At 74.4% G+C, this 14,779-nt stretch carries 16 protein-coding genes; 7 read left to right on the top strand and 9 right to left on the bottom strand.

Annotation, left to right across the window (positions count from 1 at the left end):
• Positions 1 to 166: 166 nt before the first annotated feature.
• Genes trmB through CFP66_RS48490 form a run of 3 tightly spaced genes read right to left on the bottom strand, consistent with a single transcriptional unit; the run spans position 167 to position 2,791 of the window.
• Complete coding sequence (trmB, locus tag CFP66_RS09765; RefSeq protein ID WP_233159263.1) at positions 167 to 883, bottom strand: tRNA (guanosine(46)-N7)-methyltransferase TrmB; 717 nt, start codon at positions 881 to 883, stop codon at positions 167 to 169.
• Positions 876 to 1,895 carry a glycosyltransferase family 2 protein gene (locus CFP66_RS48495; protein WP_094922302.1) on the bottom strand — a complete coding sequence of 340 codons (1,020 nt, stop codon included), beginning with the start codon at positions 1,893 to 1,895 and terminating at the stop codon, positions 876 to 878. Before CFP66_RS48495 ends, trmB begins: the two co-directional genes overlap by 8 nt.
• 32 nt (positions 1,896 to 1,927) lie before the next feature.
• Entirely contained in the window at positions 1,928 to 2,791 is an 864-nt protein-coding gene (locus CFP66_RS48490; RefSeq protein ID WP_233159262.1) for a glycosyltransferase family 2 protein, read from the bottom strand.
• Positions 2,792 to 3,433: 642 nt separating this feature from the next.
• On the opposite strand from CFP66_RS48490, the gene CFP66_RS09750 reads away from it, so the two are divergent.
• From CFP66_RS09750 to CFP66_RS09730, 5 genes are all read left to right on the top strand, one after another.
• Complete coding sequence (locus CFP66_RS09750; RefSeq protein WP_094922299.1) at positions 3,434 to 4,222, top strand: hypothetical protein; 789 nt, start codon at positions 3,434 to 3,436, stop codon at positions 4,220 to 4,222.
• Positions 4,215 to 4,484: a hypothetical protein gene (locus CFP66_RS09745; RefSeq protein ID WP_094922297.1), complete on the top strand. Its 270-nt coding sequence runs from the start codon at positions 4,215 to 4,217 to the stop codon at positions 4,482 to 4,484. The genes CFP66_RS09750 and CFP66_RS09745 overlap by 8 nt, the downstream gene beginning before the upstream one ends.
• A gap of 9 nt (positions 4,485 to 4,493) precedes the next feature.
• Positions 4,494 to 6,008, top strand: a complete 1,515-nt coding sequence (locus CFP66_RS09740; RefSeq protein WP_094922296.1) for a TldD/PmbA family protein — start codon at positions 4,494 to 4,496, stop codon at positions 6,006 to 6,008.
• Entirely contained in the window at positions 6,005 to 7,393 is a 1,389-nt protein-coding gene (locus tag CFP66_RS09735; RefSeq protein ID WP_094922294.1) for a metallopeptidase TldD-related protein, read from the top strand. The genes CFP66_RS09740 and CFP66_RS09735 overlap by 4 nt, the downstream gene beginning before the upstream one ends.
• Before the next feature lie 225 nt (positions 7,394 to 7,618).
• Positions 7,619 to 7,900, top strand: coding sequence for a hypothetical protein (locus CFP66_RS09730; RefSeq protein WP_233159261.1), 282 nt, complete (start codon positions 7,619 to 7,621; stop codon positions 7,898 to 7,900).
• A 145-nt stretch (positions 7,901 to 8,045) separates the two neighbouring features.
• On the opposite strand, the gene CFP66_RS47090 is transcribed toward CFP66_RS09730, so the two are convergent.
• On the bottom strand, positions 8,046 to 8,837 hold the full coding sequence (locus CFP66_RS47090; RefSeq protein WP_143517194.1) for a class I SAM-dependent methyltransferase: 792 nt from the start codon (positions 8,835 to 8,837) through the stop codon (positions 8,046 to 8,048).
• A gap of 66 nt (positions 8,838 to 8,903) precedes the next feature.
• On the opposite strand from CFP66_RS47090, the gene CFP66_RS09725 reads away from it, so the two are divergent.
• Positions 8,904 to 9,788: an aminoglycoside phosphotransferase family protein gene (locus CFP66_RS09725; protein ID WP_158228056.1), complete on the top strand. Its 885-nt coding sequence runs from the start codon at positions 8,904 to 8,906 to the stop codon at positions 9,786 to 9,788.
• 38 nt (positions 9,789 to 9,826) lie between these two features.
• Here the strand turns inward: CFP66_RS09725 and CFP66_RS09720 are convergent, their stop codons facing one another.
• The 3 genes from CFP66_RS09720 to CFP66_RS09710 form a co-directional block, all read right to left on the bottom strand.
• Positions 9,827 to 10,285, bottom strand: coding sequence for a carboxymuconolactone decarboxylase family protein (locus CFP66_RS09720; protein WP_094922289.1), 459 nt, complete (start codon positions 10,283 to 10,285; stop codon positions 9,827 to 9,829).
• Positions 10,282 to 11,196 carry an RNA polymerase sigma factor SigJ gene (gene sigJ, locus CFP66_RS09715; RefSeq protein ID WP_198961337.1) on the bottom strand — a complete coding sequence of 305 codons (915 nt, stop codon included), beginning with the start codon at positions 11,194 to 11,196 and terminating at the stop codon, positions 10,282 to 10,284. Before sigJ ends, CFP66_RS09720 begins: the two co-directional genes overlap by 4 nt.
• Before the next feature lie 77 nt (positions 11,197 to 11,273).
• Positions 11,274 to 11,822: a TetR/AcrR family transcriptional regulator gene (locus CFP66_RS09710; RefSeq protein ID WP_304528761.1), complete on the bottom strand. Its 549-nt coding sequence runs from the start codon at positions 11,820 to 11,822 to the stop codon at positions 11,274 to 11,276.
• A gap of 96 nt (positions 11,823 to 11,918) precedes the next feature.
• On the opposite strand from CFP66_RS09710, the gene CFP66_RS09705 reads away from it, so the two are divergent.
• Positions 11,919 to 13,460: an MFS transporter gene (locus CFP66_RS09705; RefSeq protein ID WP_094922286.1), complete on the top strand. Its 1,542-nt coding sequence runs from the start codon at positions 11,919 to 11,921 to the stop codon at positions 13,458 to 13,460.
• 19 nt (positions 13,461 to 13,479) lie between these two features.
• On the opposite strand, the gene CFP66_RS09700 is transcribed toward CFP66_RS09705, so the two are convergent.
• Positions 13,480 to 14,136: a TetR/AcrR family transcriptional regulator gene (locus tag CFP66_RS09700; RefSeq protein ID WP_094922285.1), complete on the bottom strand. Its 657-nt coding sequence runs from the start codon at positions 14,134 to 14,136 to the stop codon at positions 13,480 to 13,482.
• A 13-nt stretch (positions 14,137 to 14,149) separates the two neighbouring features.
• Positions 14,150 to 14,617, bottom strand: coding sequence for a hypothetical protein (locus tag CFP66_RS09695; RefSeq protein ID WP_198961336.1), 468 nt, complete (start codon positions 14,615 to 14,617; stop codon positions 14,150 to 14,152).
• Between the last annotated feature and the right edge of the window lie 162 nt (positions 14,618 to 14,779).

Genomic DNA, 14,779 nt, shown 5'->3' with positions numbered 1-14,779 from the left:
TCCGATGCCTCAAACGCTACGTCGCCCGCGAGGTCTACACCGCCCTAACCCACAGCCACCAAGATCTTCAGATCACGGGTTGACTTCCATAGGAGCATCGGGGGTGGGGCCCCGACTCGCGGGGGTGGGGCCCCGACTCGCGGGGGTGGGGCCCCGACTCGCGGGTCTAGGGCCGCGACTCGTGGGTGCGGTAGATCAGGTCGTGCACCTCGCGGCCTTCGAGGCGGGCCCGCTGCTCGAACTTCGTGACCGGCCGCCAGTCCGGGCGCGGTGTCCAGCCGCCCGGCTCGTCCGCCGCGGTGTTGCGCAGCGCCGGCTCGGCGTCGCACACCGAGCGCATCTGCACGGCGTAGTCGTCCCAGTCCGTGGCGAGGTGCAGGGTGGCGCCGGGCACCAGTCGCGACGCCGCCAGCGCCACGAACTCCGGCTGGACGAGCCGGCGCTTGCGGTGCCGCCGCTTGGGCCACGGGTCCGGGAAGAAGATCCGGATTCCGGCCAGCGACGCGGGCGGCACGCGCTCGCGCAGCAGGGCCACGGCGTCGCCGCGCAGCAGCGCCACGTTGGTGAGCCCCAGCTCGGTGGTCCGCATCAGCAGCTGGGCGAGCCCGGGCTCGTAGACCTCCACTGCGATGTGGTCGACGTCCGGCGCGGCGGCCGCGAGCGCCGCCGTCGACTCCCCCATCCCTGACCCGATCTCCAGCACGAGCGGCGCGGTGCGCCCGAACCAGGACGCCGGGTCGTACGGTTCCGCGCCGCCGAGCAGGTCGGCGACGTCCCGGCCGCGCTCGGGCCACCAGCGGTCCCACGCGTGCTGCTGGCCCTCGGTGAGCCTGCTGCGGTGGTGGACGAAGCTGGTGATCGGGCGGTGCGGCGCGTCAGCCACCACTGGTCGGGCGGGCGGTCGGCGCCTGCGCGGCCGGGAGCCGCACCCCGGCGGTGGCGCCGGGCAGCTTTCCGCGGGCGTAGCCGGCGGCCGTGCAGGCCAGTGCGGTGACGACGGCGAAGGCCGACGACACCCGGCCTTCCTTGAGCTCGCGCAGCACCGCGGTGGGGAGCACCTTCGCCACGTAGCTGCGCTCGGTGGACAGCGCGTCCTCGCTGCCCACGAGCTTGGAGACGGCGGCCTTCGACAGGCCCTCCGACCAGGAGCGCCGCCGCAGGTAGGCCCATTCGACGCGGTCGGTGCTGACCCGGTGGTCGACGACCGCGGCGGGCTCGAACACGATCCGGATCTTCTCGCCCGCCCGCTGGTAGGCCTGCCGGGCGCGGATGCAGAGCTCGGTCTCCTCGCAGCCCAGCGGGTTCTTCCCGATGCGCCCGATGTCCTCGGCGAAGCCGCCGACCCGGGCGAACACTTCGCGTCGGAACGACATGTTGCAGCCCATGAGGTTGCGCACCTCGGTCTGGAACCCGGGCTGGCCCGTGTAGGTGCAGCCGACGATCCAGTCGAGCTCGCCGGTGGCGTTCGGGTCGTATGGCGCTGCGCTGGGCAGCACGCGTGGCCGGTTGGTGGGCCAGCGCGGGTGCGCGACCCCGCCCACGCCCGCGACCGTCGGGTCGCTGTAGGGCGCGAGGAGCGCGGCGAGCCAGCCGGGCCGGGCCTCCGCGTCGTCGTCGAGGAAGACGACCACGTCGGCCGCCGCCTCGGCGATGGCGGTGTTGCGCGCCCCCGACAAACCCTGCTTGTGGGCGTTCGGCAGGACCCGCACACCGTGGGGCCCGAACTCCTGCTGCGCGCGCGAGAGCAGCGCCGGGTTGTGATCGACGATCACCAGTGTCTCCGCCGCCCGCACGTCCTGGGCGGCGACCGAACGCACGGCCGCGACGATGTCGTCCCACCGCTTCTCGGTGTAGACGCAGATCACGACGGTCGCGGTGACGACCGGACTGCTCACTGGCGGTCTCCTCTCACCGGGCGACCGTCGGCTCAGAAGCGGCGGTCGCGCGCGGCGCTGATGTTCGAGCGGCGGTCGGCCCGCCGGTGCTCGGCAAGAAGAGTACGCAGCACCCGCGCGCCGTCCGCGAAGGTGCGCAGGTTGGTGTCCCCGAACACCCGCTGCCGCTCGATCGACGGCACCTCGGTGATCTTCAGCCCGGCCGCGGCGATCCGGCAGTTCAGCACGGTCTCGATCTCGAAGCCGTCGCCCCAGAGCATTCCCTCGACGGGAGCCGGCGCATCGACCGGCGGCAGTTCGAGCAGGGGGAGCAGGTCCGCCCAGAACGCGTTGTAGCCGTAGCAGAGGTCGGTGTAGGACGTGCCGAACAGCGCGTTCGCGACGCCGTTGAGCCCGGCGTTGCCGCTCTTGCGCAGCAGCGTGATGTCGTCGCTGCCGCCGCCGGGGGTGAAGCGGCTGCCCTTGGCGAAGTCGGCGCCCGCCACCAGCGCGGACACGAACGCGGGGATCTCGGCGGGGTCGGCGGAGCCGTCGGCGTCGAACATCACGACGACGTCGCCGGTGGCCGCGGCGAACCCGCACGCCATGGCGTTGCCCTTGCCCTTGCGCGTCTGCTGGGCGATCTTCACCCATGGCAGGACCCGCTGGGCCGTCTCGATCGTCCCGTCGGTCGAGTTGCCGTCCACCACGATGATCTCGTGGACGGTCGGTCGCACCGCCGCGATGGCGGGCAGCACGATCTCCAGGTTCCGCGCCTCGTTGCGCGTCGGCACGATCACCGACACCGTCGGGAACGGCGTGCGGGTCCGATGCGGCTGCGGTTGCGGCCCAGGCCTGCGGGTGGGCCGGTGCGCGTGCGCAGGGGCGGCCGGGGCCTGCCCGCTGTACGTGGCCACACGGGCGGATGAAACGGCGCTCACACATCCTCCAGACGGGTCCGCTCCACCGGGACAACGAAGAGGCCCGGGACGGGTTGCGGGTCGGGGCGATCGGGTCGCCCGTACGGGGGTGCGCTGTGGGGGCGCAGGACCGTCGTCACACCATGGAGGACGCGCGAACCCGCAGAGTGGTTGCTCCCGACCCGTGGTTCGCCCGCTGGGGTGGTGGCGTCCGCGACCGCTCCGACTCCCCTGTACCCTCTGCGACCAGGTGGAACGGCGGTCTGCGCGTGCCGTCGCACGCAGGTGTGACGGGTCGGCCGCCGCCGTGACCCAGGCGTGACCTGATCCGGGTATCTCTACGGACCTCCGGACGTCGACGTGCCCGCATGCTCGGAGCCGCAGCTGCGGCCACGCCGCCGGGCATTGCGGGGACGGAGGGGTTCCTCGCAGCACCGGCAGGCCGCTGCGGCGCAGGCTGCGCGGGCCGCGGGGGCGCCCGCGTGCCATCCCTCCGGTTCCCGGGGCGTGGGGGGACCCGGGAACCGGAGGACCACCGGGTGGTGCCGCTGGGACCGGCGCCGATCCGGACCGTTTGCAGGTGCACACGTTCCCGGCCGTTCCGGCCCCCACGGCGCCGGGAGCTGCGAGCCTGGGTCCATGCCGGATCGCTACGCCGATGCCGTGCGGGCGCGCCGTGCCGAGCTGCGGGAACTGCGTGCCCGGCTCGGCGGCGGGCACCGCGGGGAGCTGCGCAGCTGCCTGGCCCTGAGCCGGCTGGCGGCCGCCGGTCAGGCCGCCGCCGCGCTCGCGGCGCTGCGGCGGGAGGTGGCTGCGCACGTCCGCAGGGGCGACCGGCAGGTCCGCGAGCGGCTCCCGGCCCGGCTCGAGGACGCCGTCGCCGCGGTGGGCGCGGCGGTCGCCCTCGCGTGGGGAGAGGGGTTGCGCCCGCCGTTGCGACGGATCGCCACCGAACGCGGGCTGGCGATGGAGCCGGGCTTCCCGGCGCTGCCGCCTCCGCGGGCCGTCCGCGTCCCGCCGGCCCCGGAGCCGCTCGACCCGGTCCCGTCGCTCCTGACGGGGGTGGTCGAGGGCGCCGCGCTGTGGAGGCTGGCGCTGCTCCCGCTGGCGGTTCTGCCGCTGCTCGGGCTGCCCGCACTGGGGGGTGCCGCGCTCACGCCCCTCGCGGTGGGCGCCGGCGCCGCCGCGGTCGTGGTCGCCGCCGTCTCCCGGCGCACCGCCGCGCAGCGGGCGCGGCTGCACCGCGGCGCCGAGCAGGTCCTCACCGCGGCGGCCGCGGCCATCGACGCCGACCTGGACCGCCGGCTCGTCGAACTGGAGCGTGCGGCCGGTGCCGCGCTCGACACCGCGGTGCTGCACCGCCGCGCCGCGGTCGAGCGCGAGCTGGCGCGCCTGGCCGCCGATCCCGGGAGCGAGCACGATGGATGAGCCCCGAGGGCCGGGGCACGTCCCCGAGGACGTCGCCGGCATCGACGTCGGCTCGGGGTTCGACACCGACGGGGACGGCAGGCCCGACACCGTGCTCGACTCCGACGGCATCGATCTCGTGGTGGCCGTCGACCTCGACGGCGACCGGTTCGCCGACCAGGTGCTGCGCATCGGCCCGGACGCGGTGGTGCGGCTGGTCGGGCCGGCGGAGCCGCCCGCGCCGGCGGTGGACGGCGTGATCGAGGGCGTGGGCGATCAGTAGGTTGGGCACATGCCCGCAGACCGGATCGACCCGGAGTTCCGCGCGCTCCCGCTCGCCGCGTTGGCCGACGCCGCACTGGGCCGGGCCCGCGAGCTCGGCGCCCAGCACGCCGACGTGCGCGTCGAGCGGATCCTGTCCCAAGGCATCGACCTGCGCGACGGCTCGGTCAGTGCCGTCAGCGACACCACCACGCTCGGGCTCGCGGTGCGCGTGATCGTCGACGGTGTGTGGGGGTTCGCCTCGCACGTCGAGCTCACATCGGAACGGGCGGCGGCCACGGCGGAGCGGGCGGTCGTGGTGGCGCGCACGCTCGCGCCGGTGGCGGTCGAGCGCGTCGAGCGGGCGGGCGAGCCGGTGCACGCCGACGTCGAGTGGGTCTCGCCGTACGAGGTCGACCCGTTCGCCGTGCCCACGCGCGAGAAGATCGCGCTGCTCACCGAGTGGTCGCAGCGGCTGCTGGCCGCCGACGGCGTCGACCACGTGCGCGTCGGGGTCGCGCAGGTGCGGGAGCACAAGTTCTACGCCGACACCGCCGGTACCCGCACCCTCCAGCAGCGCGTGCGGATCGAGCCGTCGATCACCGCCACCGCGGTGGACCGCGCGGCGGGCGGGTTCGAGACGATGAGCTCGACCGCCCCACCGGTCGGGCGCGGCTGGGAGTACCTCACCGGGCACGGCGGCTGGGACTTCGACGGCGAGCTCGCCGTGATCCCCGAGTTCCTCGCAGAGAGGACGTCGGCGCCGTCGGTGCAGGCGGGCACCTACGACCTGGTGATCGATCCCAGCAACCTGTGGCTCACGATCCACGAGTCGGTCGGCCACGCCACCGAGTACGACCGCGCCATCGGCTACGAGGCGGCGTATGCGGGCACCAGTTTCGCCACCCCCGACCAGCTCGGCACGCTGCGCTACGGCTCGGAGCACATGCACGTCACCGGTGACCGCACGGTGCCGCACGGGCTGGCCAGCATCGGGTTCGACGACGACGGCGTCGCCACCGGCGAGTGGGACCTCGTCCGGGACGGTGTGCTGGTCGGATACCAGCTGGACCGCACCTTCGCGCCCCGGCTGGGCCTGGACCGCAGCAACGGCTGCGCCTTCGCCGACTCACCCCACCACGTGCCCATCCAGCGCATGGCCAACGTGTCGCTGCGGCCCGACCCGGCGCGCGACACCACGGCCGAGGAGCTGATCGCCGGCGTCGAACGCGGCATCTACGTCGTGGGCGACAAGTCCTGGTCGATCGACATGCAGCGCTACAACTTCCAGTTCACCGGCCAGCGGTTCTACCGGATCGAGGGCGGGAAGCTCGCCGGGCAGCTGCGCGACGTGGCCTACCAGGCCACCACCACGGACTTCTGGGGCTCGATGGACGCGGTCGGCGGGCCGTCGACGTGGCAGCTGCACGGTGCGATGAACTGCGGCAAGGCCCAGCCGGGGCAGATCGCCGCGGTGAGCCACGGCTGCCCGGTGGCCCGGTTCCGGGGCGTGAACGTGCTGAACACGCAGGAGGAGGCCCGATGACCGGCGTCATCCGCCCGCAGGAGGTCGTCGAACGCACGCTCGCGGCGGCGGGGCACCTGCACGGCTGCGCGGTGCTCGTGCGGGAGTCGAGCGAGGCCGTGCTCCGCTGGGCGAACTCGACGATGACGACGAACGGGCACACGACGTCGCGGCGCACCACGGTGATCGCCTTCGTCGCGCTGGAGGGGGGCGTCGCGGCCGGCGTGGTCGGCTCGAGCGTCGCCGTCACCGACGTCGCGCAGCTCGAACAGCTCGTGCGCGCGGCGGAGGCGGCGGCCCGCGACGCCGGTCCGGCGGACGACGCGGCCCCGCTGCTGGAGCCCGCGGCGTCCGGCCCCGCCTGGGACGAGCCGGCGGCCGAGACCTCGATCGGGGTCTTCGGCGGGTTCGCCGAGGGCCTGGCCGAGGTCCTCGGCGGCCCGCACCGGCAGTACGGCTTCGCCAGCCACGAGCTCTCCACGGTGTGGCTGGGCACCTCCACCGGGATCCGCGGGCGGTGGGTGCAGCCCACGGGCTCGGTCGAGCTGAACGCCAAGACCCCGGACCTCGCGAGCTCGGCGTGGGTCGGCGCCTCCACCGCCGACTTCACCGACGTCGACGTGGTGGCGCTGGCCGGCGAGGCGGGCCGGCGGCTGGACTGGGGGCAGCGGCGCGTCACGCTGCCCGCGGGTCGCTACGAGACCGTGCTGCCGCCCTCGGCGGTGTCCGACCTGATGGTCTACCTGGCCTGGTCGATGGAGGGGCGGCCGGCGCAGGAGGGCCGCAGCGCGCTGGCCGGGCCGCACGGCGTGCGCGTCGGGGAGGAGCTCACGACGCTGCCGCTCACGCTGGCGAGCGACCCGGCCGCTCCCGGGCTGGAGTACGAGCCGTTCCTGACGGCCGCGCGCTCCGGCGACGGCATCTCGGTCTTCGACAACGGCGCCCCCACCCGCCGGGTGGAGTGGATCGCCGACGGCGCGATCCGCGAGCTCGTCTACTCCCGGGCCGAGGCCGCCGAGTTCGGCACCCGATTCACCCCGGCCGGGGACAACCTGCTGCTCACCGGCGGGTCGGCGGCGTCCACGGCGGATCTGGTGGCGGGCACCGAACGCGGCCTGCTGCTCACCTGCCTCTGGTACATCCGCGAGGTCGACCCCACCACCCTGCTGCTCACCGGGCTGACCCGCGACGGCGTCTACCTCGTGGAGGGTGGTGAGGTGGTCGGCGAGGTCGACCACAACTTCCGCTTCAACTACTCCCCGCTCGACGTCCTGCGCCGGGCCACCGAGGTCGGGGCCACGCAGCGCACGATCCCGCGGGAGTGGAAGGACTGGTTCACCCGCGCCGCGATGCCGCCGGTCCGGGTGCCGGAGTTCAACATGTCCTCGGTATCCCTCGGGCGCTAGTCGCCCGCCGCGAAGCGCTGAACGGCCGTACCGATGATCGGTTGGGTGGGCGTGTCCTGGGTCACTGCCAGGGGGCCGTTCGCCGCCGGTCGGCGCACCGGTCGGCGCGTCGTCACCCCAACCTGCACCCGACGGTGTCGCTTTGCCGTTGACTACCCCGACAGAGCGAAGGCGTCGTCGCCAGGTCGTGGGACCGGGAAGGGGCGAGGAGTGTCGTTCGAGGTAGTGAGCGCTTACACCCTGCTCGTCGGGGACGCGGACGAGCCCGCCACCGTCAGCGTGCACAACACGGCCGAGGACGCGTGGCGCGCGCTGGACCGGGAGGTGCGCCGCCGCTGCGGCATGCGGCCGCGTCCGCGCCGCCGTACGGACGCCGACGTCACCGCCCGCTTGGCCAACGCCTGGCGGGCCGGCGATCCCGAGACCCGGTACTGGAACGTCACGGTCCACCGGCTGCCCATCCCGCTGCCGGTGATCGCCCGGGAGGCAGTGGTCTCCGGCCGCTGAGCCCGCACCGCGCCAGCGACTCGCACGCACTCGGACCCCGACTCGCGGAGGGGCGCCGCCCCCCAACTCCGCGAGTCGCGGTGTGGGTGCACGCGTGTCGCGGGCCCGGTGCACGCGCGCTGCCCGGTGTGAGCGGGCCGGCAGCTCAGGCGCGGGCGATGCCGAGCAGGTGTGCGCTGGCCGCGAGGAGCGCAGGGTCGTCCTCCAGCAGCCGCGCGGCGCGGAGGGCCGCCGGTAGCCGGTCCGCCGCCGGTCCGTCCTCGAGGGCCCGCAGCACCGAGCCCAGCGGACCCTCGACGCCGTGGACGCCCACCTCCCGCAGCCCCGCCTCGCGCATCTCGTCGGCCAGTTCGTCGGCCCGGTGCAGGTAGGCCGTGGTGAAGCCGAGCCGGGGGTCGTGGTGGCCGGTGTCGGTGATCTCCCGCAGCAGCGGTTCGGTCGTGTCGTCGATCCGGGCCCGCGCGGCCATCTCGAGGATCACGGAGTGCCGGCTGATCACCGCCGCGGCGACGAGCCCGCCCGGCACCGTGACGCGCGCGGCCTCGCGCAGGGCGCGCACGCGCTCGGCCCGGTCCACGAGGTGGTAGAGCGGCCCGAGCAGCAGCGTGGCGTCGGCGTGCGCATCGGGCTCTGCGAGCTGCCGGGCGTCGCCGACGGCGGCCGTGACGCCGGGCAGCGCGGCGGCGACCGCGACGTGCTCGGGCACCAGGTCGACGACGTGCACCGCGTAGCCGTCCGCGGCGAGCCAGCGGGCGTGCACACCGGTGGCGCCGCCGACGTCGAGCACCCGGGCGGGCGGGTTCGGCAGGTAGCGGCGCAGCAGCTCCCGCGTGCGCTCGTACTCCAGCCGGCCGTGCGCGGTGGTGTGCAGCCGGTCGTCCTCGACGTAGTGCTCGGCGTAGAAGGCGTGGATGTCGGGGATCGGCGGGCGCAGCATGCGGGGATCGTGGCGAGCGGCCCGCCGTCCCGGCAATCCGATTGGCGGCGTCGGCAGGATGGCGGTGTGCAGTCCTTCCCGTTGCCCATCACGCTCGTCGAGACCGTCGCGCAGGAGGGGACGCCGGAGCGCACGGAGTGGCTCGCTCGGCTGCCGGACGTCGTCGGGGCGCTCACCGCGCGCTGGTCGCTCACGGTCGGGCCGCCGTTCCAGCCCGGTGGCTCGGCGTCGTGGGTGGCGCCCGCGCGCGACGACTCCGGCCGCGAACTCGTGCTGAAGGTCGGGTGGACCCACTACGAGAGCCGCGACGAGGCGCACGGGCTGCGGTTCTGGGACGGGCGCGGCGCGGTGCGGGTCCACGCCGTGCACGAGGACGGCCCGACCACCGCCCTGCTGCTCGAGCGCTGCCGGCCCGGCACCACGCTGAAGCAGGCGCGGACCGAGCCCGAGCAGGACGAGGTGGTGGCAGGCGTGCTGGCGCAGCTGTGGCGCGAGCCGCCTGCGGACAACCCGTTCCGCCCGCTCAGCTCGATGTGCGACGAGTGGGCGGCCGGGTTCGACCGCGCCCACGCCGCCGAGCCGGACGCGCTCGACCCCGGGCTCGCGCGCGCCGGTATGGAACTGTTCCGCGGCCTGCCCCGCGAGGACGTCGCGGCGCGGCTGCTGGTCACCGACCTGCACGCGGACAACGTGCTCTCCGCGGAACGGGCGCCCTGGCTGGTGATCGACCCCAAGCCCTACGTCGGCGACCCGGCCTACGACGTGCTGCAGCACATGCTGAACTGCCGCGATCGGCTGCTCGCCGACCCGCGCGGGCTCGCCCGGCGGATGGCCGGCCTGGCCGGCCTGGACGCCGGGCGCGTCGAGCTGTGGCTCTTCGCCCGGGTGGTGCAGGAGTGCCTCGAGATGCAGTGGCTGCGCCCGGCCGTCCCGTTGTTGGCGCCGCGGTAGCGCGAGGCGCCGACCGGCGGGCATCCCCGCCGGTACCCCTACGCGGCGGCCGTGCGCAGCAGGCCCGGCGTGGTCCGGACGGCCACGTTGATGACGTTCCAGGCGGTGATCGCGGCGACCGCCGTGACCAGCGCGGCGAGCGCGGGCGGGTCGTAGTGCTGCTGCGCCTCGGCCCACGTCGGGTCGGAGACGCCGTCCGGTCCCATTCGGGTGGCCTCCTCGGCGAGGGCGAGCGCCGCGCGCTCGGCCGGGGTGAACCACGGCGCCTCCCGCCAGGTCACCACCGAGAACAGCCGCTCGTCGGTCTCGCCTTCGTCCTTGAGCTCGAACGCGTGCATGTCCGTGCAGAACGCGCAGCCGTTGATCTGGCTGACGCGCAGCTTGAGCAGGTGCAGCACCTGACGTGGCACCGGGCAGTCGGCCAGGTACTTCTCCAGCCCGAGCATGGCCTGGTAGGCCTTGGGCTGGACCTCGGTGATGCGCAGTCGCGTGGTCACGGGTTGTCCTTCCACGGCGCGCCGGTGCGCGCCAGCTTGTCGGGGTTGATCACCATGTCGACGCGGGCGACCCGCCCGTCGACGACGGTGAGCGAGACGGCCGCCACGGGCCTGCCGTCCCGGCTGAGCACCACGCCGGGGCCCGCGTTGATCCGCGCGGGCCACGGCCGGTAGGAACGCTTGCGCTGGATGCCGGCCAGGAAGCGGGCCACCCGGTCGGCGCCGTGCACGGGCTTGCGCGCCGCGCGCACGCGTCCGCCGCCGTCGCTGTGCAGCACGACGTCGGGGTCGAGCAGGTGCAGCAGCCCGTGGACGTCGCCGTCCTCCATCGCCGCGGTGAAGGCGGCGACGACCTCGCGGTGTCGCTGCGGGTCGGCGTCGAAGCGCGGGGCGCCCTCGCGCACGTGCCTGCGGGCGCGTGCGGCCAGCTGCCGGACCGCGGACGGTGTGCGGCCCACGATGTCGGCGACCTCGCCGAACGGCATGCCGAACACGTCGTGGAGGACGAACGCGGTGCGCTCGGCGGGCGTCAGCGTCTCGAGCACCACGAGGACCGCGGTGCTGACCGCCTCCACCAGGGTGACGCGGTCCGCCGGGTCACCCGGAGGGGGCGCGCCGACCGGGTCGAACGTGACGATCGGCTCCGGCAGCCAGGGCCCCACGTAGGTCTCGCGGCGCCTGCGGGCCGAGCCCACGGCGTCGAGCGCGAGTCGCGAGGTGGTGACGACCAGCCAACCGGTCACCGACTCGATCGCGTCCGTGGCGGCCGTGCGCCGCAGCCGCAGCCACGCCTCCTGCACCACGTCCTCGGCCTCGCCGAGGTCGCCCAGGATGCCGTGGGCGATGGCGACGAGCCGGCCCCGCGCCAGCTGGTACTCCGTGAGGAGCCGTGCCTCCGAGAGTTCCTGCACGCCACCAGGACGATGCGGGGCGCCGCGCTGTGACATCGCCCGTCCCCGACCCCATTTTCGGATCAGCGGACGTGCGGTCAGGTCTGCGGGTCGGTGGGGGCGTACCGGCGCATGCGCTCCAGCAGCTCCTGCACGCCCAGGTCGGGTGGCAGCGGGGTGCCGGTGAGCGTGCGCAGGTAGAGCCCGTCGCCGACGAGCTGCGCCAGCCAGGCCAGCACCGGGTCGTGCAGCTCGTCGCGCAGGGCGGCGTAGCCGTCGGCATCCACCACGGCGAGGGCGTCGCGGACCGCCTGGCCTGCCGCGGTGCCGTCGGCGAGCCGGAGCACGGCGAGGTAGGTGCGGGTGAGGCCGCCCGGCGCGGCGCCGCCCGGCGCGGACGTCCGGACGTAGTAGGCGACGGCCCCCTCGGGCGCGGTGCGGATCGCCTCGGCGTCGGCAGCGCTGCGGTCCCGCAGCCGGTCGAGCAGCCCGGTGGAGAGGGCCTCCTTCGAGGCGAAGTGGTAGAGCAGGCCCCCCTTCGACACGCCGGCCGCCGCGGCCACGGCGTCGAGGGTGACGGCCGCGCCGCCGTGGTCGATCAGGAGCGTCTCGTACGCGTCGAGCACGCGATCGCGGGCGTTGGGCACCCGACGATCCTAGGTGGCGCTCGCCACCACCGGGAATGACCAGGGAATCTGTACCGTCTAGACGGTACAGATCAGCACCTGCGACCGAGGGATCCCGTGACCGTCACCGCCCAGCGTCCCGCCTCGCCCGCTCCCGCTCGCGCCGGCCGCCGCGAGTGGGTCGGGCTCGCTGCGCTGCTCCTGCCCACGCTGCTCGTCACGATCGACAACACCGTGCTCGGGTTCGCGCTCCCGGCGATCAGCGCGGCGCTCTCGCCGTCGGCGGCGCAACTGTTGTGGCTGGTGGACGTCTACCCGCTCGTGCTGGCGGGGCTCCTGGTCACCATGGGGACGCTCGGGGATCGCATCGGCCGCCGCCGCACGCTGCTGATCGGCACGGCGGGATTCGGCGCGGTCTCGCTCCTCGCGTCCTTCGCCACCGACGCGGCGCACCTCGTGGCCGCGCGTGCCCTGCTCGGGTTCTTCGGCGCGATGCTGATGCCGGCCACGCTCGCGTTGCTGCGCACGCTCTTCCGCGACCGCAACCAGCGCCGGCTCGCCGTCGCGGTCTGGGCCACGGGCTTCGCCGCCGGCTCCGCGCTCGGCCCGATCGTCGGAGGGCTGCTGCTGCAGCACTTCTGGTGGGGCTCGGTGTTCCTGGTCAACGTGCCGGTGATGCTGGTGATGCTCGTGCTCGTGCCCACCGTGCTGCCCGAGTCGCGCCGGCCGGATCCGGGGCGCTTCGACCCCTTGGGCGTGCTGCTGTCGCTGCTGACGATGGTGCCGGCGGTGCTGGCCGTGAAGCTCGTCGCGCACGACGGCCTGACGGGGACCACCGTGCCGGCGCTGCTCGTCGCGGTCGTGGCGGGCGTGCTGTTCGTGCGCCGCGCCCGGGCCCGCCGCGCCGCGGGCGAGGAGCCGCTGCTCGACGTCACGCTGTTCGCCTCGCCGGTGCTGCGGCTCTCCGCGCTGGCCAACGCCACCACGATGTTCGCCCTCACCGGGCTGCTGTTCTTCTCCGCGCAGCACCTCGTGCTCGTGCGGGGCCTCGCGCCGGTGGACGCCGGCCTCGTGCTGGTGCCGGGGTTCCTGGTGACGATGGTGGCCGGCCTGGCCGCCGCGCAGCTGGGCCGGAAGTTCCCGCTGCGGGTGCTCGTGCCGGTGGGTCTGCTGCTCGCGGCATCCGGGTACCTGCTCTGCACCCTGCTGGGCGCCGGGCCCGACGTCGCCGTGCTGCTGGTGGCGAGCGTGCTGGTCGGAGCCGGGGTCGGGCTGTCGGAGACGATCACGAACGACGCCATCCTCGCCGCTGCGCCGCCCGACCGGGCCGGATCGGCGTCCGCGGTGTCCGAGACGGCCTACGAGATCGGCGCGGTGCTCGGCACGGCCGTGCTCGGCAGCGTGCTGTCGGCCGCGTACCGGGCCGGCGTGGAGGTGCCGGGCAGCGTCGGACCGACCTACGCCGCAGGCGCACGCGAGACGCTCGGCGGCGCCGTCGACACGGCGCAGCGCCTGACCGGCGCGCCGGCGGCGGAACTGCTGGATTCGGCCCGCACGGCGTTCACGGGCGCGGTCGGAACGACCGCCTGGGTAGGAGCGGGTGTACTGGTCCTGGTAGCCGTGACGGTGGTGACAGGCCTGAGCAGCAAGCACCCCTGACCGCCCCTCCGTGTGGGGCTCAGGTGCGCAGCTCTTCGAGGAGTGTGACCGCTTGGCGGCTCAGGGGGCGCAGCACGGGCAGCTTCGAGAGCCGCACGAGCCGGGCGAGCATCGGTGCCGTCCGGTCCACGAGCAGCTGCGTGCGAGCGGCGCCGGGCGAGGTGTCGTGCACCCAGAACAGGACGACGCCGAGGTGGTAGAGCCAGAGCAGCTCGGGCAGCTCGCGCGCGAGCTGCGGGTCGACCTCGGTGCGGGATCCGGCGAGCACCTCGCGGTAGAGGTCCACGGCTGCGTCGCGGCTCGGACCGGCCTCGGGGCTGAACGGCGAGAGCGGGTTGCCGGGCTGGGCGGCCACCGCGGAGAAGCGCCCGGCGAACTCCCGGTACGGCTCGGCGACGGTGATCCACGCCCGCAGCGTGCTGCGGAGCCGGTCGGCCAGGTCGCGGCGTCCGGCCAGCTCGGGCAGCGCGAGCGCGCGGTGGTCGGCGACGATCTGGTCGTAGAAGCCCTGGACCAGCTCGTCCTTGGAGGAGAAGTAGTAGTAGGCGTTGCCGACCGAGACACCCGCGCGGTCGGCGACCGCCCGCATCGTGGTGCCCTCGAAGCCGTGCTCCCGGAACAGCTCCAGCGCGGCGGTGACGATCGCCTCGCGGGTGCGCCGCCGGGCCGCCGTCACTGCGCCGCCGTCACTACTGCGCCCCGGGCTCGCTGCCCCGCTGCGGCCGACCGGGCGGTGGTGCCACCGCGGGCGGCGTGGACTGCGCCGGCCCGGTGCTGATCCCCCGCTCGGCGAGGCGCTCCTGGACGTTCTCCGAGATCTGGGAGGCCCGCCTGCGCTCGCGGACGCGGATCAGGACGAGCATCGAGATGCCGTAGGCGACCCCGAGCGTCAGCAGCACGACGCCGAGCTTGACGACGAACGTCTGCAGCGCGTTGTCGCCGGACACCGAACTCACCGAGATGATCGCCAGGACGCCGAGCGTGATCAGGTGGAACAGGACCGAGAGCAGCAGGTTGACCGAGCGGGTGACCTTGCTGTCCTGGAACACCTCTTGCAGGAACGGCTCACCGGCGCGGACGAGGAGACGACCCACCAGGAACGTCAGGCCGATCGACACCGCCAACAGCGCGACGTACTGGGTCATCTCGGCTTCCATCGAGCCCCTCCCCCGGGTTTTGAACGTGTTCAAAACACTACGCGCCCCGGGCGGTCCGGTCCACGGTCCGTGACGCCCGCTGCGGTGGCGGGCGCCACCCGGTAGTACCCGTTCGAGAAGGTCACTACGCGTGGCCGACGGGTGTCACGGACCGCAATCGCG

This window comes from Pseudonocardia sp. MH-G8 (assembly GCF_002262885.1).
Lineage (GTDB): Bacteria > Actinomycetota > Actinomycetes > Mycobacteriales > Pseudonocardiaceae > Pseudonocardia.
The sequence above is the reverse complement of the archived record's forward strand: the minus strand, read 5'-3'. Positions and strand labels throughout refer to the sequence as shown.